General features: G+C 67.9%; 27 protein-coding genes. 16 read left to right on the forward strand and 11 right to left on the reverse strand.

Annotation, left to right across the window (positions count from 1 at the left end):
- Positions 1–56: 56 nt before the first annotated feature.
- Positions 57–272, reverse strand: coding sequence for a dodecin (locus tag ACEVFP_RS09875; RefSeq protein ID WP_375003691.1), 216 nt, complete (start codon positions 270–272; stop codon positions 57–59).
- An 87-nt stretch (positions 273–359) separates the two neighbouring features.
- Between ACEVFP_RS09875 and ACEVFP_RS09880 the strand changes: the two genes are divergently transcribed.
- Positions 360–722 carry a DUF3099 domain-containing protein gene (locus tag ACEVFP_RS09880; RefSeq protein ID WP_375003692.1) on the forward strand — a complete coding sequence of 121 codons (363 nt, stop codon included), beginning with the start codon at positions 360–362 and terminating at the stop codon, positions 720–722.
- Positions 712–912, forward strand: coding sequence for an acetone carboxylase (locus ACEVFP_RS09885; RefSeq protein WP_375003694.1), 201 nt, complete (start codon positions 712–714; stop codon positions 910–912). The genes ACEVFP_RS09880 and ACEVFP_RS09885 overlap by 11 nt, the downstream gene beginning before the upstream one ends.
- Positions 913–948: 36 nt before the next feature.
- Here the strand turns inward: ACEVFP_RS09885 and moaA are convergent, their stop codons facing one another.
- The gene (gene moaA, locus ACEVFP_RS09890) at positions 949–1,935 is read right to left on the reverse strand and encodes a GTP 3',8-cyclase MoaA (protein WP_375003695.1); all 987 of its coding nucleotides are present in this window, start codon (positions 1,933–1,935) and stop codon (positions 949–951) included.
- Positions 1,936–2,030: 95 nt separating this feature from the next.
- Between moaA and ACEVFP_RS09895 the strand changes: the two genes are divergently transcribed.
- The 5 genes from ACEVFP_RS09895 to ACEVFP_RS09915 all read left to right on the forward strand — a co-directional run bounded on the left by ACEVFP_RS09895 (position 2,031) and on the right by ACEVFP_RS09915 (position 6,871).
- Positions 2,031–2,780, forward strand: coding sequence for an SURF1 family protein (locus ACEVFP_RS09895; RefSeq protein ID WP_375003696.1), 750 nt, complete (start codon positions 2,031–2,033; stop codon positions 2,778–2,780).
- 10 nt (positions 2,781–2,790) lie between these two features.
- On the forward strand, positions 2,791–4,290 hold the full coding sequence (gene asnB / locus ACEVFP_RS09900) for an asparagine synthase (glutamine-hydrolyzing) (protein WP_375003697.1): 1,500 nt from the start codon (positions 2,791–2,793) through the stop codon (positions 4,288–4,290).
- Entirely contained in the window at positions 4,287–5,531 is a 1,245-nt protein-coding gene (locus ACEVFP_RS09905; RefSeq protein WP_375003698.1) for an amidase, read from the forward strand. Before asnB ends, ACEVFP_RS09905 begins: the two co-directional genes overlap by 4 nt.
- A 142-nt stretch (positions 5,532–5,673) precedes the next feature.
- Entirely contained in the window at positions 5,674–6,060 is a 387-nt protein-coding gene (locus tag ACEVFP_RS09910) for a VOC family protein (protein WP_375003699.1), read from the forward strand.
- A 37-nt stretch (positions 6,061–6,097) separates the two neighbouring features.
- Positions 6,098–6,871: an aminoglycoside adenylyltransferase domain-containing protein gene (locus ACEVFP_RS09915; protein ID WP_375003700.1), complete on the forward strand. Its 774-nt coding sequence runs from the start codon at positions 6,098–6,100 to the stop codon at positions 6,869–6,871.
- 6 nt (positions 6,872–6,877) lie between these two features.
- Here ACEVFP_RS09915 and abc-f read toward each other — a convergent pair whose 3' ends face one another.
- From abc-f to ACEVFP_RS09960, 9 genes are all read right to left on the reverse strand, one after another.
- Positions 6,878–8,479, reverse strand: a complete 1,602-nt coding sequence (gene abc-f / locus ACEVFP_RS09920; protein WP_375003701.1) for a ribosomal protection-like ABC-F family protein — start codon at positions 8,477–8,479, stop codon at positions 6,878–6,880.
- 184 nt (positions 8,480–8,663) lie between these two features.
- Positions 8,664–9,038, reverse strand: a complete 375-nt coding sequence (locus ACEVFP_RS09925) for a metal-sulfur cluster assembly factor (protein WP_375003703.1) — start codon at positions 9,036–9,038, stop codon at positions 8,664–8,666.
- On the reverse strand, positions 9,035–9,511 hold the full coding sequence (gene sufU / locus ACEVFP_RS09930; RefSeq protein ID WP_375003704.1) for a Fe-S cluster assembly sulfur transfer protein SufU: 477 nt from the start codon (positions 9,509–9,511) through the stop codon (positions 9,035–9,037). The genes ACEVFP_RS09925 and sufU overlap by 4 nt, the downstream gene beginning before the upstream one ends.
- Complete coding sequence (locus ACEVFP_RS09935) at positions 9,511–10,770, reverse strand: cysteine desulfurase (protein WP_375003802.1); 1,260 nt, start codon at positions 10,768–10,770, stop codon at positions 9,511–9,513. Before ACEVFP_RS09935 ends, sufU begins: the two co-directional genes overlap by 1 nt.
- 116 nt (positions 10,771–10,886) lie before the next feature.
- On the reverse strand, positions 10,887–11,651 hold the full coding sequence (gene sufC, locus ACEVFP_RS09940) for a Fe-S cluster assembly ATPase SufC (protein ID WP_375003705.1): 765 nt from the start codon (positions 11,649–11,651) through the stop codon (positions 10,887–10,889).
- Entirely contained in the window at positions 11,648–11,980 is a 333-nt protein-coding gene (locus ACEVFP_RS09945) for a non-heme iron oxygenase ferredoxin subunit (protein ID WP_375003706.1), read from the reverse strand. Before ACEVFP_RS09945 ends, sufC begins: the two co-directional genes overlap by 4 nt.
- Complete coding sequence (gene sufD, locus ACEVFP_RS09950) at positions 11,977–13,191, reverse strand: Fe-S cluster assembly protein SufD (protein WP_375003707.1); 1,215 nt, start codon at positions 13,189–13,191, stop codon at positions 11,977–11,979. The genes ACEVFP_RS09945 and sufD overlap by 4 nt, the downstream gene beginning before the upstream one ends.
- Positions 13,188–14,612, reverse strand: a complete 1,425-nt coding sequence (sufB, locus tag ACEVFP_RS09955) for a Fe-S cluster assembly protein SufB (protein ID WP_375003708.1) — start codon at positions 14,610–14,612, stop codon at positions 13,188–13,190. The genes sufD and sufB overlap by 4 nt, the downstream gene beginning before the upstream one ends.
- Positions 14,609–15,301 carry a helix-turn-helix transcriptional regulator gene (locus ACEVFP_RS09960; RefSeq protein ID WP_375003709.1) on the reverse strand — a complete coding sequence of 231 codons (693 nt, stop codon included), beginning with the start codon at positions 15,299–15,301 and terminating at the stop codon, positions 14,609–14,611. Before ACEVFP_RS09960 ends, sufB begins: the two co-directional genes overlap by 4 nt.
- Positions 15,302–15,448: 147 nt before the next feature.
- Here ACEVFP_RS09960 and ACEVFP_RS09965 point away from each other — a divergent pair, with 147 nt between their 5' ends.
- The 9 genes from ACEVFP_RS09965 to ACEVFP_RS10005 all read left to right on the forward strand — a co-directional run bounded on the left by ACEVFP_RS09965 (position 15,449) and on the right by ACEVFP_RS10005 (position 21,500).
- Positions 15,449–16,540, forward strand: coding sequence for a DNA polymerase domain-containing protein (locus ACEVFP_RS09965; protein ID WP_375003710.1), 1,092 nt, complete (start codon positions 15,449–15,451; stop codon positions 16,538–16,540).
- Positions 16,541–16,601: 61 nt separating this feature from the next.
- Positions 16,602–17,495: a tyrosine-type recombinase/integrase gene (locus ACEVFP_RS09970; RefSeq protein WP_375003711.1), complete on the forward strand. Its 894-nt coding sequence runs from the start codon at positions 16,602–16,604 to the stop codon at positions 17,493–17,495.
- Between the two features lie 439 nt (positions 17,496–17,934).
- Positions 17,935–18,168 carry a hypothetical protein gene (locus ACEVFP_RS09975; RefSeq protein ID WP_375003712.1) on the forward strand — a complete coding sequence of 78 codons (234 nt, stop codon included), beginning with the start codon at positions 17,935–17,937 and terminating at the stop codon, positions 18,166–18,168.
- 152 nt (positions 18,169–18,320) lie between these two features.
- On the forward strand, positions 18,321–18,644 hold the full coding sequence (locus tag ACEVFP_RS09980) for a hypothetical protein (protein WP_375003713.1): 324 nt from the start codon (positions 18,321–18,323) through the stop codon (positions 18,642–18,644).
- On the forward strand, positions 18,641–18,856 hold the full coding sequence (locus ACEVFP_RS09985) for a hypothetical protein (RefSeq protein ID WP_375003714.1): 216 nt from the start codon (positions 18,641–18,643) through the stop codon (positions 18,854–18,856). Before ACEVFP_RS09980 ends, ACEVFP_RS09985 begins: the two co-directional genes overlap by 4 nt.
- A complete protein-coding gene (locus tag ACEVFP_RS09990; protein WP_375003715.1) occupies positions 18,853–19,206 on the forward strand; it encodes a hypothetical protein in 354 nt (117 codons plus the stop codon). Before ACEVFP_RS09985 ends, ACEVFP_RS09990 begins: the two co-directional genes overlap by 4 nt.
- Positions 19,207–19,386: 180 nt before the next feature.
- Positions 19,387–19,674, forward strand: a complete 288-nt coding sequence (locus tag ACEVFP_RS09995; RefSeq protein ID WP_375003716.1) for a WhiB family transcriptional regulator — start codon at positions 19,387–19,389, stop codon at positions 19,672–19,674.
- Complete coding sequence (locus ACEVFP_RS10000) at positions 19,671–19,928, forward strand: hypothetical protein (protein WP_375003717.1); 258 nt, start codon at positions 19,671–19,673, stop codon at positions 19,926–19,928. The genes ACEVFP_RS09995 and ACEVFP_RS10000 overlap by 4 nt, the downstream gene beginning before the upstream one ends.
- 417 nt (positions 19,929–20,345) lie before the next feature.
- Complete coding sequence (locus ACEVFP_RS10005; RefSeq protein WP_375003718.1) at positions 20,346–21,500, forward strand: phage major capsid protein; 1,155 nt, start codon at positions 20,346–20,348, stop codon at positions 21,498–21,500.
- The last annotated feature ends 37 nt before the right edge of the window (positions 21,501–21,537 follow it).

The following is a 21,537-nucleotide window of genomic DNA, read 5'->3' on the forward strand; positions in this document are numbered from 1 at the left end:
AGCGGCCCGGGGCGTCTCAGGACCGTGTCCGGTGCAGCCGCGGGCCGCACCCCGTGTCAGTCGTCGTCCTCCAGACGGAAGCCCAGCTTCATCGTCACCTGGTAGTGCTCGACGTCGAGGTCGACGACCTGCCCACGGATCTGCTCCACCTCGAACCAGTCCAGGTGGCGCAGGGTCTTGCCGGCACGCCTGATGCCGTTCTCGATGGCTTCGGTGACACCGTCCGTGGAGGTGCCGACGATCTCAGTGACGCGGTAGGTGCGGTTGCTCATGCCCCCATCATGCAGCCTGCACGGCGTCTCCTGCAGCCTGGCCGGCTGTCTCATGTGCGCCGACGCCCAGGGGCGTAGGCTGAAGGAGTGTCAGCCGAGAAGCACGACCCCCCACGCCGCGGCGATGAGGAACAGGTGTACTCCATCACCTCTGCCTCCACCGGCCACAGCGACGAGCTCGGCGGCCGCGAGAAGCGGTACGCGATCTCCATGGCCATCCGGTCTGTCTGCTTCGTCGCCGGTGTGATCGCCTGGCAGTACCAGGTGTGGGCGGGCGTCACGCTCATCGTGCTCGCCACCTTCCTGCCGTACACGTCCGTCGTGCTGGCCAACTCCGGCGTGCGCAGCAAGGGATCGGGCACGGACCTGATGACACCGGACCCCTACGGCGAGATCGCCGACGGCCCGAGCACCTCCGAACCGCAGGAACAGGAGCCTCGTGAGCACTGACGGACCCGATGAGCTGATCTGCTCGTCCAAGGGCTGCACCATGCCCGCAGCCCACCGCATCGAGTGGAACAATCCCAAGATCCACGCCCCGGAGCGTCGCAAGACCTGGCTGGCGTGCGAGGAGCACGAGCAGACGCTTCGCCGGTTCCTCGACGCACGCGGCTTCTACAAGCAGACCGTTCCGTTCTGAGGCGGCCGTCCTGACGGCCCGTTCCAGGACCGGCTCTCAGCCGCCGATCGATGACATCGGCCGCGTGGGCTGCAGGAACGACGGATCATCGATGCCGTGACCCGGCAGCTTGGTCAGCATCGCGGCGGCCCAACGTCGAGCGATCTCGGTGTCGTCCGCTCCGTCGCGCAGCGCCGTCCTCAGGTCTGACTCCTCCCGGGCGAACAGGCAGTTGCGCACCTGTCCGTCGGCCGTCAGCCGCACCCGGTTGCAGTCGCCGCAGAACGGCCGGGTGACCGAGGCGATGATCCCGACGGTCTGCGGGCCGCCGTCGATGAGGAACCGTTCGGCCGGCGCCGAGCCCCGGCCGGGCAGCGGCTCGAGCACGAAGTGGTCCGAGAGCAGCTCCAGGGTCTCGGCCGCCGTCACCATCGCCTCGCGGCTCCAGCCGTGCTGGGCATCCAGCGGCATCTGCTCGATGAACCGCAGCTCGTAGTCGTGCTTCATGCACCAGCGCAGCAGGTCGGGCGCCTGGTCGACGTTCATGCCGCGCAGCAGTACCGCGTTGACCTTGACCGGCGCGAGCCCGGCGTCCTTGGCGGCCTGCAGCCCGTCGATCACGTCCTGCAGGCGGTCCCGCCGGGTGATCCTGTGGAAGGTCTCGGGGTCAGTCGTGTCGAGACTGATGTTGACCCGGTCCAGACCGGCCCGGGCGAGCGCCTCGGCGGTGTGCCTCAGTCCCATGCCGTTGGACGTGATGGCTGTCTGCGGTGCGCCGGGCAGCTCCTTGGTGGCCGCGATGATGCTCGCCAGCCCTCGCCGCAGGAGCGGCTCTCCTCCGGTGAAGCGGACGTCCCGGATCCCGAGCCGTCGGACCCCGATGCCGATCAGCCGCACGAGCTCGGCATCGGACAGGACCTCCTCGGTGGGCATCCACTCCAGGCCCTCGGCCGGCATGCAGTACTGACAGCGCAGGTTGCACCGGTCGGTCAGCGACACACGCAGGTCGGTCGCGACGCGTCCGTGAGTGTCGATGAGCTCCATTGCACCAGCCTACGGGCGAGGGACCACCCATGCCGCTCGGTCGGCCGGACCACCCTGCCGCTCGCGGAGTTGGCGCCAAGAACTAGGTTCGGGCCGTGTACGGCTTCCTCCTGACGCGCCGGTGGCTCGGCTTCGCACTGTGCGTCGTGCTGCTCACGGCGATCTGTCTGCGGGCCGGCATGTGGCAGATGGACAAGCATGACGCCCGCGTGGTGGACAACGCCGTGGCCCGGGAGAACCTCCTGGCCGACCCGGTTCCGCTCGACGACGTCGTCGCGCCCGGCGAGGACGTCGCTGACGATGCGGAGTGGAGCACCGTCCAGGTCACCGGGACCTACGACCCGGAGCACGAGCTGACGGTGAAGTTCAGCACCCGCGACGGAGCACCCGGGGTCGACGTGGTGACGCCGCTCCTCCTGGCGGACGGCACGGCGATCCTCGTCGATCGCGGCTGGATGCAGACCGCCAACAACAACGAGCGTCCCGAGGACATCCAGGCTCCGCCGCAGGGCGAGGTGGACGTCGTGGGATGGCTCCGTCCGGACTCCGAGGCGGGCGAGCGGGCAGTCACCCCGTACGACGGCCAGGTGCGTGCCGTCTCGGCCGCCACTGTCTCGGAGACCGTCCCGCAGGACCTGCGCAGCGGCTACCTGGAGCTGCAGGAACAGACCGGCGGCACCGGTGACCTGCGTCCCGAACCCGTTCCGGACCTCGGGCAGGGGCCGCACTTCTTCTACGCCCTGCAGTGGTGGTTCTTCGGACTGCTCGCGGTCATCGGCTTCCTCTGGTTCGCGTGGTCCGAGGCGCGGGACCGTCGGGAGGCTCGCAAGGGCGTCGCCACGTAGGGTCGAGGCGATGTGCGGTGTCGTTGCGATCCATTCCCCCTCTGGCGTCTCGGAGTCCTTGGCCCAGCAGGGCCGCGCCATGCTGGAGCGGATCCGGCACCGCGGCCCGGACGGCCGGGGCGAGCGCGTGGTCGGGGCGACGTGGCTGGGACACGTCCGGCTCGCGATCGTCGACCTCGACGAGGGCGATCAACCGCTCGGCCCGGTGGGCGGGCACTGGGCGGTCGTCAATGGCGAGATCTACAACCACCGTGAGCTCCGACGCGTCCGTGGGCTGCACTTTCGCACCGACTCCGACAGCGAGGCCGCCCTCGCGGCAGCCGTCACCGGTGACCTCCAGGCGTTGGCAGACCTGCGCGGCATGTACGCATTCGTCGTCGCCCACGAGGACGGTCGGGTCGTGGCGGTACGCGACCCGTTGGGGGTCAAGCCCCTGTACTGGGCACACGTCGACGGGGTGACGGTCTTCGCGTCCGAGCTCGTGGCGTTCGATCCTGCCGTCCGACCCCTGGTGGAACAGTTTCCGCCCGGACACCGCTGGACTCCCGAGGAGGGACTGGTCCGCTTCCGGGAGCTTCATGTCAGTGGAACGGAGGTGGCAAGCCTCGACGAGGCTCGCGAACTCATCCGCACCACCCTCGTCACGGCCGTGCGACGTCGCATGATGGCCGACGTGCCGGTCGGGGTGTTCTTGTCCGGTGGCCTCGACTCGAGCCTCGTGGCTGCCATCATGGCGTCCTTCACCGACGACGTGCCCGGGCCGGTGCACTCCTTCGCCGCCGGGACCGAGGGCAGCTCGGACCTCGTCGCAGCCCGGCGTGTGGCCGAGTACCTCGGCCTGGAGCATCACGAACGCGTCTACGACGCCGAGGAGGTGCTGGCCGTCCTGCCGGGCGTCGTGGCGTCCATCGAGTCCTACGAGCCGTCGCTGGTGCGTAGCGCCGTCCCGAACTACCTGCTCGCCGAGACTGCGGCATCGGTCGTCAAGGTCGTGCTCACCGGCGAAGGCGCCGACGAGCTGTTCGCCGGGTATGCGCACCACCGCGACATCGAGCGTGGCGACCTGCAGCAGGAGCTCCTGCGCTCGATCTCCGGTCTGCACCATCTCAACCTGCAACGGTGCGACCGCGTCACGATGGCGCACGGTCTCGAGGCCCGGGTGCCCTTCCTCGACCGTGACCTCGTGGACCTGGCCGGTCGCATCCCGATCGACTGGCGGATTCCTGGTTCGCACGGTCAGGAGAAGGCTCTGCTGCGTGAGGCGTTCACCGGCTGGTTGCCCGAGGAGGTGCTGTGGCGGCCCAAGGAACAGTTCGGCGACGGCAGCGGTACCGCGGACGTCACCGCTGCGCATGCGCACGACCTGGTGCCGGAGGACTCCTGGGACGACGAGCGCGTGGCAGGTCTCCCGTCGCCCCGCACTCGTGAGGAGCTCGCCTACCAGCGGATGTTCGCCCGTCAGCTCGCCGGGATCGACGCGGGTGTGCTCGGGCGGTTCGCGACGCCGTGACGGACCGGCCGGTTGCCGAGCTGCTCGAGATGATCCTCGAGCAGGACACCACGCTGAACGCCTTCGTCCATGTCGACCGGTCAGCCATGGCGGAGGTCTCCTCCGGGCCGCTGAGCGGCCGCTGCGTGGCCGTCAAGGACAACGTGGCCGTCCGGGGCGCCCCATGGGCCTGCGGTTCGGCGTCGCGCGGGACGCTCGGACCTGCACGGGGCGACGCCGAGGTGGTGCGGCGGCTCCGGGCAGCCGGCGCGACCGTGGTCGGGACCACCAACCTGGACGAGCTCGCGATGGGTGCGTCGACGGAGACATCGGTCTTCGGCCCCACCCGCAATCCGCACGACCCGACGCGTACGGCGGGCGGATCCAGCGGCGGGTCCGGGGCGGCGGTCGCCGCCCACGGGATCGCGGCGATCGGGACGGACACCGGCGGATCGATCCGCGAGCCCGCCGCCTTCTGCGGAGTGGTCGGGATGGCTCCATCGCCGGGCAGCGTGCCTGTCGACGGCGTGGTCGACTTTGCACCGTCGTTGGACAGGGTCGGCCCGATGGCGCCCGACGTCCTCACCGCCGCCCTGCTGCACGACGTGATGGCCGGGTCCAACGGCCATCACGCGGCGGCACGTCGTGGTGCGCGGTCGCGCTCCTTGGCCGGGTGGCGCATCGGACGGGTCGTCCCGATGAGCGGAGATCGCAACGCCCCGGGCGCCCTGCTGAGGTTCGAGGAGGCTGTCGAGGCGATGCGGCTGCTGGGGGCCGAGATCGTCGATGTGGAGGTCCCGCGCTTCGGCGAGCTGCTCGACACCTACCTGGCCATCACCTCGGTGGAGGCCCTACCCGTCCTGGAGCAGCACGCGCCCGGAGGCCTCGGCGACGAAGCCTCGAGCCGGTTGGAGATCGCCCGTCGGTTGGACGGGTCCCACGAGCACGCCGAGGCCCTGGCCGTGCGTGAGCGGATCACCGCAGACGCTCGCACGGAGTTCGCCAGCTGCGACGTCATGATCAGTCCGACAGTCCCCCTCGTGGCACCACCCCTCGGACGGCCGGGCATCGACGACCCCCTGGCGCGTCCCCGGACGGACTGGTGGACGGTCGAGGCCAACATGGCCCGACTCCCAGCGCTCTCACTGCCGTGCGGGCTGTCGGACGGTCTTCCCGTCGGTCTGCAGCTCATGGCGGCCACGGGACAGGACGCGACGCTGTATCGCGTGGCAGCCACCGTGGAGCAAGCCATCCGCACGTAATGCCGACGGCACGCGGACCGGTGCCGTCGGACCAATCGCGACCCTGACCGGCTTCGGCGCCGGCGTACTGGCCGTTGCGTCGGCCTTGAAGCTCGCACCTGGGCACTGCCGCAGCGGGTGCTCATGAGGCACACTCGGACGGATGGAGGTACTGAGCAGCCGCATCCTGCTGCGTCCGCGCGACCCCGCACGCAGCCGACACTTCTACGGCGACGTGCTCGGTCTCGCCGTCCATCGAGAGTTCGGCGACCCGGAGCACCCCGGCGTGGTGTTCTTCCTGGGCGGTGGCCTGCTCGAAGTCTCGGGCCGCTCCAGCGAGACCGGCGACCAGATCGCCTCGCTGTGGCTGCAGGTCCGTGACGTCGCGGCCGAGCACACTCGACTGGCCGCCGCCGGAGTGCCCGTGCTCCAGGCACCCACGCGTGAACCCTGGGGTCTCATCGAGTGCTGGATCGAGGATCCCGACGGGATCCGCATCGTCCTCGTCCAGGTGCCCGAGGACCACCCGCTCCGCCGCGACCAGCGGTAGAGGACTCTCCCGTGATCTGCATTGCTACCGTCGCCGGATGGACGTGACGCTGGAACCGTTGGTGGACCATCTCCTCACGCACGACCCGGGAGGTGTCCTCGGCTTCTACCTGTACGGCTCGGCAGTGGGCTCGGGACTGCGACCGAGCAGCGACATCGACACCTTGCTGGTCACCCGAAGCTCGCTCACCGGAGCGGAACGCGCCTCCCTGCTGTCCCTGCTCCTGGAGATCTCCGGCTGGTCAGGGCACGTCGATCAGTTCCCCGACGCCACGCGACGGCGTCCGATCGAGGTGACCAGCGTCGCTGTCGGCACGCAGCTGCCCTGGCAGCCCGTTCCTCGACGTGACTTCCAGTACGGCGAATGGCTACGACGGGAGGCCACCTCCGGTGTGATCCCCGGCCCGGCGCGGGATCCCGACGTGGTCACCATCGTCGCGACGGCCCAGTCGGCGCACCGGGTCCTGCACGGACTGCCGCTGGGTGACGTGATCGCAGACGTCCCACCGGACCAGCTCCGCAACGCCGTGGCGGACAACGTCGACCAGCTCCTGCTCGACCTTCCCGGCGACGAGCGGAACGTCCTGCTCACCCTGGCGCGAACCCTCATCACCCTGACGACCGGGGGCATCGTGTCCAAGGACGACGCGGCACAGCACGTCGCGGCCTCGCTCGCCGACGAGCACCGCGAGCTGCTCCTTCGAGCCCGCGCCGGCTATCTGGGCGATCGCGATGACGACTGGTCGAGCGACCGTGCCCGGGCACGCGATCTGGCCCACGTCTTGGCGGAGCAGGTCGAACACCTGCGCTGACCCGCCTCAAGCCAGGCTGATCAGCTCCGCGTACTCGTCGTTCCAGAGGTCCTCGTCTCCGTCGGGCAGCAGCAGCACACGGTCAGGTTCCAACGCCGCCACGGCCCCCTCGTCGTGCGTCACCAGCACGATCGCCCCTTCGTAGGAACGGATGGCAGCGAGGACCTCCTCGCGGGATGCCGGGTCCAGGTTGTTGGTCGGCTCGTCCAGCAGCAGGACGTTGGCGCTGGAGACGATGAGGCTGGCCAGGGCCAACCGGGTCTTCTCCCCGCCCGACAGGACCTTGGCCGACTTCTGGGCGTCGTCACCACTGAACAGGAAGGCACCGAGCACGCTGCGCGCCTGGGTCTCGGTCAGGTCCGGGGCACCATCACGCATGTTCTCGAAGACCGTCTTGTCCAGGTCCAGCGTGTCGTGCTCCTGCGCGAAGTACCCGATCTTCAGGCCGTGGCCCGGCTGCAGCTCACCGGTGTCCGGTGTCAGGTCGCCGGCGAGCATCCGCAGCAGCGTCGTCTTGCCGGCACCGTTGAGCCCCAGCACCACGACCCGGCTGCCGCGATCGATCGCGAGTCCCACGTCGGTGAAGATCTCCAGCGACCCGTAGGACTTGGACAAGCCGTCGGCCATGAGCGGAGTCTTCCCGCACGGGGCCGGCGCCGGGAAGTCGATGCGCGCGACGCGGTCCGACTGCCGCTCGTCCTCCAGCCCGGCCAGCATCTGCTCGGCCCGACGCAGCATCTGCTGCGCAGCCACCGCCTTGGTGGCCTTGGCGCGCATCTTGTTGCCCTGGGCGATCAGCCGCTCCGCCGTCTTGGTGGTGGTCTCGCGCTCCTTCTTGCGGCGCACCTCATCGGCCTCACGCTGACGCAGGTAGAGCTTCCAGCCCATGTTGTAGACGTCGATCGTTCCGCGGTTGCCATCCAGGTACAGGACCTTGTTGACGGTCTCCTCGATGAGATCGACGTCGTGACTGATGACCACGACCCCGCCGGCGAAGTCCTGCAGGAACCCGCGCAACCACCGTACGGAGTCCGCATCCAGGTGGTTGGTCGGCTCATCCAGCAGCAACGTGTCGGCGTCGGAGAACAGGATCCTGGCCAGCTCGATGCGCCGGCGCTGCCCACCGGAGAGCGTCGACAACGGCTGTGCGAGCACCCGGTCGGGCAGCCCGAGATTGGCGGAGATCGTCGCAGCCTCCGCCTCGGCGGAGTACCCGCCCCCGGCAGCGAACTCGGCGTCCGCCTGGGTGTAGCGCTTCATGGCCCGCTCGGCGGTCTCCGGGTCCTCGCTCGTCATCTCGACCTCGGCCTGGCGCATGCGACGCATGGCATCATCCAGGCCGCGGGCAGAGAGGATCCGGTCGCGAGCCGAGACGCTCACGTCGTCGACCTTCGGATCCTGTGGGAGGTAGCCGATGCTCCCCGTCCGGCCGATGCTGCCCTCGGAAGGCTCACCACCGGCACCGGCGAGCATCTTGGTGAGCGTCGTCTTGCCGGCGCCGTTGCGGCCCACGAGACCGATCTTGTCGCCCTTGGTCACCTGGAAGGAGACGTCGGACATGAGGACTCGCGCGCCGAAGCGCAGCGTCACGTTGCTGACGGTGATCATGGGGTGCTTTCGTGGTTCAGGAGACAGGCAGGCACGAACGGGCATCGCGAGGATGCCGGCGGTCTACTCCCGTTGGATCAGCACCCGGCCATGATAGGCAGGGCAGGGTGAAACGGCCGAATCCTCAGGTGTGACGTCGGACCCCTTCGACCGCCGGCATCGTCCGGCGGTGGCGGACCCGGCGTCAGCCGACGTTGAAGCCCAGCGCGCGGAGCATCTCCCGGCCGTCGTCGGTGATCTTGTCCGGGCCCCACGGCGGCATCCAGACCCACTCGATGCGGAAGTCGTTGACCAGGCCGTCGAGGGCCTGGCGGGTCTGGTCCTCGATGACATCGGTCAGCGGGCAGGCCGCTGACGTCAGTGTCATGGAGAGCACCGTGTTGCTGTGCTCGTCGACGTCGACGCCGTAGACGAGGCCGAGGTCGACGACGTTGATCCCCAGCTCGGGATCAACGACGTCCTTCATGGCCTCCCAGACGTCCTCGTCGGACGTGGCCCCCGCCGGCGTGACGTCGACGTCGGGCAGGTCGGAGTGGTCGGTCTGCACGTTCTCGGTCATGGTGCCTCCTGCGTCTGGTTCTGCGATGTCTCGCCCTGGGCTGCGACGGCTTGGGAGGTGGCGTCCTTGAATGCCATCCAGGCCAGCAGGGCACACTTCACCCGCGCCGGGAACTGCGCGACGCCTGCAAAGGCGATGCCGTCCTCCAGCACGTCCTCATCGGGTTCCACCTGGCCGCGTCCCTGCATGAGCTCGGTGAACGACTCCAGCGCGGTGAACGCCTCCTCGACGTCCTTGCCCTCCACGAGGTCGAACATCACCGAGGCCGACGCCTGGCTGATGGAGCAGCCCACCGCGTCGTAGGACACGTCACGGACCCTCGACCCGTCGAGATGGACCCGCAAGGTGATCTCGTCGCCGCACGTCGGGTTGACGTGGTGCGACTCGGCCTCGAAGGGGTCTCGCAGGCCCGCACCGTGGGGGTGCTTGTAGTGGTCCAGGATGATCTCTTGATACAGGCTGTCGACATCCATCAGCGGCTCCCGAAGTACTGCTGGGTGTGCACGATCGCGTCCACAAGGGCGTCGATCTCCGCCTCGGTCGTGTAGAGGTAGAACGAGGCTCGCGTCGTCGACTGCACGCCGAAGCGCTGGTGGGCGGGCTTGGCGCAGTGGTGCCCGGCCCGCACGGCGATGCCGCGCGAGTCCAACAGCTGGGCGACGTCGTGCGGGTGGACGCCCTCCAGCGAGAAGCTCACCGCTCCCCCGCGCATGTGCGCATCCGTGGGGCCGACGATGCGCAGTCCGTCGATCTCCTGCAGCCGCCCCAGCGCGTAGGCGGTGATCGCCTGCTCGTGCGCGGCCACCTGGTCCATGCCGAGCGCGTCCAGGTAGTCCACGGCCGCGGCCAGGCCCACCGCTTGGGCAATGGGTGGCGTGCCGGCCTCGAACCGCGACGGCGGCGCAGCGAAGGTGCTGCGTTCCATCGTGACGGTCTCGATCATCTCCCCACCACCGAGGAACGGTGGCAGCGACGCGAGCAGGTCGTACCGTCCCCACAACACACCGATCCCGGTCGGACCGACCATCTTGTGGCCGGTGAAGGCCACCAGGTCGGCGCCCAGAGTCGCGACGTCGACCGGGAGCTGGGGCACGGCCTGCGAGGCGTCGAGGAGGACCAGTGCACCAACCTCCCGTGCACGTCGGATGACGGTCTCGACCGGGTTGACGGTGCCGAGCATGTTGGAGACCCAGGTCAGGGAGACGATCTTGGTGCGCTCGGTGACGAGCGACTCCAGGGCGTCGAGGTCGAGCCGGCCCTCATCGGTGATGCCGAACCAGCGCAGCGTGGCACCGGTCCGCTCCGCGAGCTGCTGCCACGGCACGATGTTGGAGTGGTGCTCCATCTCGGTGATGACGATCTCGTCACCGGCTGAGACGCCGTGCTCGTGGGAGGCTCCGGCGTCACCGAGGACGCGGGCCACGAGGTTGAGCGCCTCGGAGGCGTTCTTGGTGAACACGACCTCCTCGCGTCCCCGCTCTCGGCCGAGAGCCCCGATGAAGGACGCCACTCGCGTGCGGGCGTCCTCGAAGGACTCCGACGCCTCGGCACCGAGCTGGTGCATGGCCCGGGCGACGTTGGCGTTGTGCTGCAGGTAGTGCCGCTCGAGGGCCTCGACGACCTGACGCGGCTTCTGCGAGGTGTTGGCGCTGTCGAGGTAGACCAGCGGCCAATCCTCACCGGCCCTGGACCCGGGCAGGCGTCGGCCCAGGATCGGGAAGTCCTCGCGCACCTGGGCGACGTCGTAGGCAGCCTTGTCGCCCGGCCTCGGCCCGCTGCCTGCGCCGGGGCCCTGCCCCGCCGACGGGGGTGAGCTCCTGCCGGTGACGCCGCTGTCCTGTGACAGGGTCACGCCGACGCAGCCGCCTTCACGTACTTGTCGTAGCCCTCGGCCTCGAGCTGGTCGGCCAGCTCACGTCCGCCGGACTCGGCCAGGCGGCCGGCCACGAAGACGTGCACGAAGTCGGGCTTAATGTACTGCAGGATGCGCGTGTAGTGCGTGATCAGCAGGACGCCACGATCTCCCTGGCCGCTGTAGCGGTTGACACCGTCGGCCACGACGCGCAGCGCATCGATGTCCAGGCCGGAGTCGGTCTCGTCCAGGACCGCGAAGCGGGGGTTGAGCAGCTCGAGCTGGGCGATCTCGTGGCGCTTCTTCTCGCCGCCGGAGAAGCCCTCGTTGACGCTGCGCTGCGCGAACTCCTTGTCCATGTTGAGCTGGTCCATCACGTCGTTGACGTCCTTGATCCAGGTGCGCAGCTTGGGCGCCTCGCCGTCGATGGCCGTCTTGGCCGAGCGCAGGAAGTTGGCCACGGACACACCGGGGACCTCCACGGGGTACTGCATGGCCAGGAACAGGCCGGCCCGCGCACGCTCGTCGACGCTGAGGTCGAGGATGTTCTCACCGTCCAGCAGGACCTCGCCGTCGGTGATGTCGTACTTGGGGTGGCCGGCGATGGAGTAGGCGAGCGTGGACTTGCCCGAGCCGTTCGGGCCCATGATCGCGTGGACCTCCCCGGAGTTCACGGTGAGGTCGACGCCACGCAGGATCTGCTTGGGCCCGTCCTCGGTCTCCACCGAGACGTGCAGGTTCTTGATCGACAGAGTGCTCATGTTTCAGCTCCTATGGGTGCGGACACGTCGACCATGACGCGGCCGTCCTGGATGGTCGTGGGGTAGGTGGGGACCGGCTCGGTGGCCGGCAGGTTGAGCGCCTCGCCGGTACGGGCGTCGAAGCGCGAGCCGTGCAGCCAGCACTCGATCTCGCAACCCTCCACCTCTCCCTCGGAGAGGGGAATGGCCGCGTGCGAGCACTCGTCGCGGACCGCGTAGACGTTCTCGCCGTCCTTGACGAGCGCGATCTCGACACCGTCGACATTCACCGCCGTGGCCTCACCGTCGGTGAGCGCGTCCAGCGGTGCGGCGAACTGCGGGGACGTCACTGGGCACTGCCTCCCACCGAGGCAAGGTCTGCCTCGGAGAGCTCGGCCTCGATGGCCTCGATGAGCCGCTCCTGCAGCTCCGGTACCCCGATCCGGCGGATGATGTCGTTGAAGAATCCGTGCACGACCAGGCGCCGGGCCTCGTCCTCGGGGATGCCGCGGCTCTGCAGGTAGAACAGGTGCTGGTCGTCGAAACGGCCGGTGGTGCTGGCGTGACCGGCACCGGAGATGTCGCCGGTCTCGATCTCCAGGTTCGGCACCGAGTCCGCCTTGGCCCCGTCGGTGAGCACCAGGTTGTCGTTCTGCTCGAAGGTCTCGATGCCCTCGGCGACCTTGCGGATCAGGACGTTGCCGATCCACACGGTGTGCGCGTCCTGGCCCTGCAGCGCTCCCTTGTAGAGCACGTTGCTGCGGGTCCGCGGCGCCGTGTGGTCGACGAACTGGCGGTGCTCGATGTGCTGTCCGGCGTCGGCGAAGTAGACACCGAAGAGGTCTGCGCTGCCGCCGGGTCCGGCGTAGTCGACGTTGACGCTGGTGCGCACGAGGTCACCGCCGAGACTGAACTCGAACAGGCGGGCCGTGGCGTCACGGCCGACACGCAGGTTGTACTGGGCAGCGTGGACCGAGTCGTCGACCCAGTCGTTGACGGTCACCAGGTCCAGCCGGGCGCCGTCACCGACGATGACCGGTGTGAAGGCGTCGTAGGTGGCGCTGCCGAGATGGTCGATGACCACCTTCGCGCGAGCGTTCGCCCCGATGCGGATCACGACGTGGCCCCAGACGACATCGGTGACCGAGGAACCACTCAAGGTGATCCGCACGGGCTCGTCGAGCTCGAGGTTGGCCGGGATGTCCAGCAGGACGGCACCACCGGAGTTGGCTGCCGCAAGGGCACCGAGCCGGTCGAACGGAGCCGAGACGTCGAGGCCCTGGGCCTGCTCGGTGCTGATCGTGCTCAGGGAGACACCCTCGGGCAGCTCCTGCCTCCACTGCAGGCCGGCGTCCGAGGGAGCACCGTCGAGCAGGCCGCGCAGCCGCTTGAGCGGCGTGAACCGCCAGATCTCCTCGAGCCCGACCGGCAACGGGTGCGTGTCGACGTCGTAGGACGGCACGGGGTGCAGGTGGGACTCCACGTGCTCCAGCGCTGCCGAGACGTTCTCGCCGGGGTCCTGGACTGCCTCGCGGGTACCGAGATCGGTCGTCGTGGTCATCCGACAGCACCCTCCATCTGCAGCTCGATGAGGCGGTTCAGCTCCAGCGCGTACTCCATCGGGAGCTCGCGCGCGATGGGCTCGACGAAACCACGCACGATCATCGCCATGGCCTCGTCCTCCTCCATACCGCGCTGCATGAAGTAGAAGAGCTGGTCCTCGCTGACCTTGGAGACGGTGGCCTCGTGGCCGAGCGTGACGTCGTCCTCGCGGACGTCGACGTACGGGTAGGTGTCCGAACGGCTGATCTGGTCCACGAGCAGTGCGTCGCACTTGACCGTGCTGGCCGAGCCCTCCGCACCGTCGAGCACCTGCAGCAGACCGCGGTAGGACGTGCGTCCGCCGCCGCGGGCCACCGACTTGCTCAGGATGGAGCTGGAGGTGTTGGGGGCGGCGTGCACCATCTTGGCACCGGCGTCCTGGTGCTGGCCCTCGCCGGCGAAGGCGATGGACAGGGTCTCGCCACGGGCGTGCTCACCCATGAGGTAGACGGCCGGGTACTTCATGGTGACCTTGGAGCCGATGTTGCCGTCGACCCACTCCATCGTGGCGCCCTCCTCGCAGGTGGCGCGCTTGGTGACCAGGTTGTACACGTTGTTGGACCAGTTCTGGATGGTCGTGTACCGGACGCGGGCGTTCTTCTTGACGATGATCTCCACGACGGCGGAGTGCAGCGAGTCGCTGGAGTAGATCGGCGCCGTGCAGCCCTCGACGTAGTGGACGTAGGAGTCCTCGTCGGCGATGATCAGCGTCCGCTCGAACTGGCCCATGTTCTCGGTGTTGATCCGGAAGTAGGCCTGCAGCGGGATGTCGACGTGCACGCCCTTGGGCACGTAGATGAACGAACCGCCGGACCACACCGCCGAGTTGAGGGCGGAGAACTTGTTGTCACCGACCGGGATGACAGTGCCGAAGTACTCCTCGAAGATCTCCGGGTGCTCCTTGAGCGCGGTGTCGGTGTCCAGGAACAGGACGCCCTGCTCCTCCAGGTCCTCGCGGATGGAGTGGTAGACGACCTCGGACTCGTACTGCGCGGCGACTCCGGCCACGAGACGCTGCTTCTCCGCCTCGGGGATGCCGAGCTTGTCGTAGGTGTTCTTGATGTCCTCGGGCAGGTCCTCCCACGACTGGGCCTGCTTCTCCGAGGAGCGCACGAAGTACTTGATGTTGTCGAAGTCGATGTCGTCAAGACCCGCGCCCCAGGTGGGCATGGGCTTGCGCTCGAACAGGCGCAGGCCCTTCAGGCGCTGGTCGAGCATCCACTGCGGCTCGTCCTTCTTGCCCGAGATGTCGCGGACGATGGCCTCGTTCAGACCTCGCGTGGCGGCCTCGCCGGCGGCATCGGAGTCGGACCAGCCGAACTCGTAGCGGCCGACGTCCTTGAGACCTGGGTTGAGGTCCTCGATCGAGTTGGTGGTCATGGCGACACCCTCTCTGTGTGACGTTCTGTGTGATGGATGGGGGTGGACTGGGTGGATCGTGCATCCGGCAGGTGCGTGGTGCACACGCCGTCGCCGTGGGCGATCGTGGCGAGTCGCTGCACGTGCGTGTCGAGCAGCTCGGCGAACATCTCCGTCTCGGCCTCGCACAGCTGGGGAAACTCCCCCGCGACGTGCGCCACCGGACAATGGTGCTGGCAGACCTGGGTGCCGGCCGGGCTCGAGCCGACCGAGGCGGCGTAGCCGTCGGCGCTCAGGGCCTCGGCAAGCACCTGGGGCCGGTCCGCCGGGTCGGCCTGCTCCACGAGGGAGCGGTACCGATCGGCGAACTCACGCAACCGGTGACGTGCGAAGGCGTAGACCGCCTCATCCCCGCCGGACTCGCGCAGGAAGCGCAAGGCATCCGCGGCGAGGTCGTCGTAGGCATGGGCGAACGTGTCACGCCCCGCCTCGGTGATGACGAAGACCTTGGCCGGGCGGCCCCGGCCCCGGCGTGCGGGGACGCGTGGCTCACGCTGCTCGACGACACCGTCGCTGAGCAGCTGGTCGAGGTGCCGACGGACTGCCGCCGGCGTGAGCCCGAGGCGCTCGGCCAAGGTTGCTGCCGTGGAGGGCCCGTGCTCGAGGATCGACGTGGCGACACGCTCCCGCGTGGGTGCGTCATCAGTCATCGCCGTCACCTCCTGCACGCCCTCCATGTTTTTCACAACGCCAGTGTGCCGTTATTGATTCCTTCCCTTCAACAAAGGCTCCCCTCACTGAGGGGAGGCTGCATGATGACACTCCCCCACACGCAGGCCTCGCCCTAGAGTGTGGACATGGCAAAGGCGTCGGGTGCACGCGCGGTGGAGGTCGATGCAGGCGGGCGGCCCGTGCGGGTCTCCAGCCCGGACCGGGTCATCTACCCGGCGTCCGAGCACGGCCCGGAGATCACCAAGCTCGACGTCGTGCAGTACTACGTCGCGGTGGGCGACGGGATCGTGCGCGCGCTCCGCGACCGACCGACATCGTTGGAACGCTGGCCCAAGGGCGTCCATCCCGGGATGAAGCTCACCGCACGCGACGCCACGCACGGTCGCGGACCCCAGGGCGACGCGTTCTACCAGAAGCGGCTGATGCGCGGCATGCCCGACTGGGCGCGATCGGTGCGGGTGCACTTCCCGTCCGGCCGCACCGCCGATGAGCTCTGCCCCGACCACGTGGCAGTGGCCGCCTGGGCGGCACAGATGGGCACCATCACCTTCCACCCGTGGCCGGTGCGTCGTGCCGACGTCGACCGTCCCGACGAGCTGCGCATCGACCTGGACCCCCACGGCAGCACGTCGTTCGTCGACGCTGTGCAGGCTGCCTCCGCGGTCAGGACACTGCTCGAGGAGGTCGGCATCCGCGGGTTCGCCAAGACGAGCGGCAAGCACGGAGTGCACGTGTACGTGCGGATCGAGCCTCGGTGGACGTTCACCGACGTACGGCACGCGGCCGTCGCGCTCGGCCGCGAGCTGGAGCGGCGCACGCAGGGCGTCACGACCGCCTGGTGGAAGGAGGAGCGCGGCGACAACATCTTCGTGGACTTCAACCAGAACGCGCGTGACCGCACGATCGCCGGCGCCTATAGCCTGCGCCCCCAGGCCGGCGCCCCGGTCTCGATGCCTCTCACGTGGGAGGAGCTGGCCACGGTCACCGATCCCATGACCTACACGCTGCACACCGTGCCGGACCTGCTGCGCAGCCGGGGCGATGCCCACGCCGAGATCGACGACGTGCACCACGACCTCACGCCGCTGCTCAACTGGTACCGCCGTGACATCGAGTCCGGGCTCACCGACATGCCCTATCCCCCGGAGTACCCGAAGATGCCGGGCGAGCCGAAGCGGGTCCAGCCCAGCAAGGACACGCGCAATAGCAGCAAATAATGGAGTTCAGTTGTGGTGTGTTGTGTGAGCATAACGCTCACTCACCAGATAACCTAGCAGCATGGCCGATCACCTGCAGGACCTTTCCGCGAGCTTTCAACGCCACCTGCGGGCCGAGGGAGTCAGCGACCGCACAGTGGTGCTCTACAACCAAGCCATCAAGCAGTTCACAGCGTGGCTGGTCGAAAATGACCGCGAACCCGTACTCGAGGAGTTGAGCCGCCCAGCCATCCGAGAGTGGTTGGCACAGCTGGCAGACATCCGTGAGGCCGGCACCGTGCGGATGCGCTATCGCGGCCTGTTCCGCTTCTGTGGATGGCTCCTGGACGAGGGAGAGATCGCCGAACACCCAATGAAGACCCTCACTCCCCCGATGCCCAAGGCCAAGCCGGTCCCGATCCTGACCGACGACGAGCTGACCGCCCTTATCAAGGCCGTCACGGGAAAGACCTTCGACCAACGTCGGGACGAGGCCGTCGTCAGACTCCTGCTCGACTGCGGGATCCGCGTCTCTGAGTTGTGCGGGCTGTCCGTGGAGGACGTCGACCTCGATCAGGCCATGGCGATCGTCCGGGGCAAGGGCAACAAGGTCCGCCCCATCTACTTCGGCGCCCGCACCACCGCCGCCCTGGACCGCTACAAGCGCCTGAGAGCCCGCCACCGATGGGCACACCTCGACGCCCTGTTCCTGACCCAGCGCGGCGCGATGAGCCCGGACGGTGCTAGGGAGCGCATGAAGGTGATTGGCGCTGCGGCCGGTATCGAGAACCTGCACCCCCACCGCTTCCGGCACACCTTCGCCCACGACTACCTGATGAACGGCGGGCAGGAGCGCGACCTCAAGCGCCTCGCGGGATGGTCCTCCGACGTCATGCTCGAGCGATACGGGGCCAGCGCGGCCGACGCCAGAGCCAAGGCAGCGGCTCAGCGAATGAAGCGCGGTGACCGGGTATGAAGCGGCGCACCTCCGGACAGCTCCGGAACTCCGACTTCGGGCACGTGATCGGCACCGTTGTCTGTTCGCAGTGCGGTAGCCGCGAGTTGGCGTCAGTCCGCCGGTACGCAGATGGCTCAGTCCATCTGCTTACTCCCGACCGGGGTAGCGGGAGGTTGTTGAGTTCAAGGCGTCTACAGGATGGCGCCCGTCGCCTCGTCCCACTTCTGGACGTACCCATCGGCGAACTTCACGAAAGTGCGTTGCTGTCATGCCGCAAGCACGGCGCACTGACACTGACGAGCGCTGCACAGAGTGAGCTCAAGGAAGCGCGGCCGACACGCCCAGTGACGATCCGAGTTTAAGCACAGCGTTTCGAGTACGCTGTGCCCATCTGCTAGCCCGGCTGAGTCGGCCGCCACTGGGGATCGGGTCCCAGTAATCCTCTAAGGGGATTACTGTGTCCGACTCAAAGGACAGGCGCCTCGTCGCCTCGCTCGCGGCCCACACATCGTGGGCCAACACACCGAACCGCACGGCACGCACCGCGCCTGCTCGCGCTGCACTCGATGCCAAGTTCATGGCTGAGGCCGGTGGAGATCCGCTACGAGCCGCGAGTCTTCGCCAGGCCCACTACAAGCGCCTGGCGCTCAAGTCCGCCCAGGCTCGCCGCCGAACGCGAGACTCCGCGTGAACGAGGAAAGCCGCCCGGCGAAGGCGGCTCCCCTACAGTCATCCGGCAATGACGACACTCCAAGGGTACCGCTGAGAGAGCCCGCGCGTCTCTCTACTCGCCGCAGGTACTGGGCGCGCGAGTACATCGATCGCGGGACTCCCGAACGCCCGATGTATGGCAGCACCGAATGGTTGTGTCTGCCGGATGATCACGTCGACAAGATCGCCGCGTGCGTGGTCGCCGCCGAGCTGCATGCCGAGTACTACGACAACCTCGACGAGAACCTACGGCGCGAGATCGAGGCCGGACGACTGGCACACAAGCGGATCGACGACGCCGATTACACGGCAGAGGTCGAGGCGCACAAGACGTATGCGAGGTCGTTGCAGACCAACGTCGCGCCGTTCACAGCACGCCGTCAGGCACAGCTCGACGCCGCCAAACCCATGCCGGGTGACTACCAGGGCCGTAGCGGCGGGGGTGAGGGCGCGTGAGTCGGCAGATCCGAGTGACCTCCCTCAAGGGCAGGGATACGACCTGGGTGGCCGGTTACGGCTCCCGTGAGCTGATCGTGACCTGCGGGGGTAAGCCCATGTGGTCGAACCGTCAGCGTGCCTGGATGACCAGCCGCAAGGTCGGCGCCGATGTAGTGGCGATGGCCGAGCGTGATGGCTACGACGTGAGCCTCGAGCTGGTGAGCCGATGATGCGCCAGAAGCAGTGGGCACGCCATTACCAAGCCGACTGGGCTGAGCGTTCCGGCAACACGAGGCTCCCCGACTGGCTGCGGGTGGTCGCACTGGCCTACGGCAAGCACAAGGCCAACGGACATGCAGCGTTCAAGCGGGGTGAGATCGCCTGGGTACTCGCGAAGGTCGATGAGGACTCCGGTGAAATCGTCGCCGGTCGCAACGTGCATCGTGCCGTGGCCGCCGCCGTGGACTACGGCTTCCTGTCGCCCTTGTCGAACCAGCGGTGTCTTGTCGTCCCGGTGCATGCGATTGGTGGGCCGAGCGGCAACGTCTTGGCCCCGTGCCCTATCCATGGGGACGTCTGATGAGCCCCGTTCTGCACGCTCAGCGTGCACTACAGGGCCGTTCTGCACGCTCAGTGAGTGCTGAGTGCTCACTGAGCGTGCAGTTGCCTACGTCGTTCCAGGGAAAAACGGCAATCCCTCTCTATCTCTCTCAAGGGGACAGTGCCGAAGGCCCCTCCAGCTCCCAGATGGGAGCCCGCGATGCGTGAACCCATAGAACGCATGGAAGCCCTGGGACGCCTCTTGGCCGAGATATCCCGACATCAAGACAACGGCGAACAGGCGCCATGCGTGCACCGCGAACGCGGACACCTATGGCTCAGCGAGGACCCAGATGAGCAGGAGGCGGCCTCTCACGCCTGCCTGACCGCCTGTCCGGCCTTCGCTGCCTGTCAGACCTACGTGACCGCCCACCCCGAACCCAGCGGCGTCTGGGCCGGCATCCATCGCGAACAGACACCCCTCAAGCGAAAGAAGAAGACACCATGAGCACCCCGACCATCTCCACCCATGCCGACGTCGCCGCTTTGATGATCGCAGCGGTCGACGACCGTCCCGCGATGTCTGAACTCTTGAAAACACTCAGGGTCGGCGACCTGCCTGACATGTTCCTAGCTGCAATCGAGGTCGGCGGCACGATGATCCGCTTCGGCGATGAGCTGGCGGAGGCATCAGCGCGCGACACGCTCGATGGCATGCTCTCCGCGTTCCGTGAGGTACAGGCCGAAGGGGGCGCGAAATGATAGAATTGACTTGTCGAGCTGGTTATCCGTTCGGCGCTCAGGCTGGAAATCCGCCTCTTGTAACCGCTGCATCGTGGTCGAGTTTCTCCCACGTGACTCACGCAGCGTCCATCCCGAGCACTGGACACCAAGCATGACCGCTACTACCGATGAGGCCGTACAGGCCGCTTACTGCCAACTGGCCCACGGGGATCCCCGCGAGAGCGCGGAGGAGAAGCACGCACGACTGGGACTCTCCGACCTGATCGGTCGGACCTGGAAGGCGAACCCCTGCGGCGAGCTATCACGCGACGAGAGGCGCCTCATGAGCAAGTACCAGGCAACTCTCGACGCGGCCACGGCCACGAACATCGCGGCCTATCGGAACTGCGGCACATGCCACCCGTCCCGGCTCACCACTGAAACGGAGTAGTCATCATGAAGCTGAAAGAGAAGCGCACCGCATTGCTGGGGCAGGCCAAGGGAGTCGTCGACGCAGTACGAGCCGAGGGTCGAGACCTGAACGACAGCGAGCAGGCCAAGTGCGATTCCCTCTTCCGGGAGGTCGAGGACGTCGACAAGAAGATCGAAGCGGCCGAGAAGTCCGCTAACCTGGTCGCCAAGCTGACCGGAGGAGTGGCCAGCGAACCCCCGACCGACCCACCGGCGGGCGAGGTGAAGGCGGGAGGGCTCGCGTTCACTGGCCGTAGCGCGTGGGCCAAGCACGTCACCTTGCAGCTGGCTCAGAAGGCCCAGGGCATGGGCGTGAAGGCGCTGCTGACCGGCGAGATCAGCACACCCTCAGCGGTTGAGGTCTCGGCGCTGCCAGCGGTCCCGGCACGGCTGCTCGACCTCGTCCCCCGTGAGGGACTCGATGAGCACACGTTCGCCTACCTGCGTCAGACGACCAGGACGAACAACGCCGACGTGGTGGCCGACAACGCAACCAAGCCCACCAGCGTGTTCACCTTCGAGGAGATCGAAGACCGGGCCCGCGTCATCGCCCACCTGTCCGAGCCGTTCCCGATCCGCTACGCCACCGACCACACCAGCATGGTCCAGGTCCTGGAGTCGCAGATGGAGGCGGGCATCTTCGAGGCCCTGGAGGACCAGATCGTCAACGGTGACGGGACCGGGGAGAACTTCACTGGCCTCCTGAACACCTCCGGCATCTCCCAGGTGCCCTACGCCACCGACGCCATCACCACCCTCCGCAAGGCCCGCACCGCCCAAGAGCTCAAGGGCGAGCGGGTCACCGCCGTGGCGATGCATCCGAGCGACATCGAGGCGCTCGACCTGCTTCGCGAAGACGGCAGCACTGGCGGGTTCCTGCTCGACACAGACGCCTACGAACGCATCTTCGGCAAGGGTGTCACGGGCGTTCCGTCCGTGGCTGTGCCGGTCGGCCAGGCCATCGCTGGCGACTGGTCGACCGTCCGACTGCGGATCCGTGAGGCAGCCTCGACGCTGGCAGCGACGCAGGCAGGCGATCTGTTCGACAAGAACCAGATGAAGTTGCGGACTGAAGGTCGCTACGGATTCCAGGCTTTCCGTCCGCAGGCGCTCGCAGTGGTCGACCTCGTCGCCGGCTGATCAAGATGAACTGGCTCGGCAGGCCACGACCTTCGCG

Source organism: Aeromicrobium sp. CTD01-1L150 (assembly GCF_041951745.1).
Lineage (GTDB): Bacteria > Actinomycetota > Actinomycetes > Propionibacteriales > Nocardioidaceae > Aeromicrobium.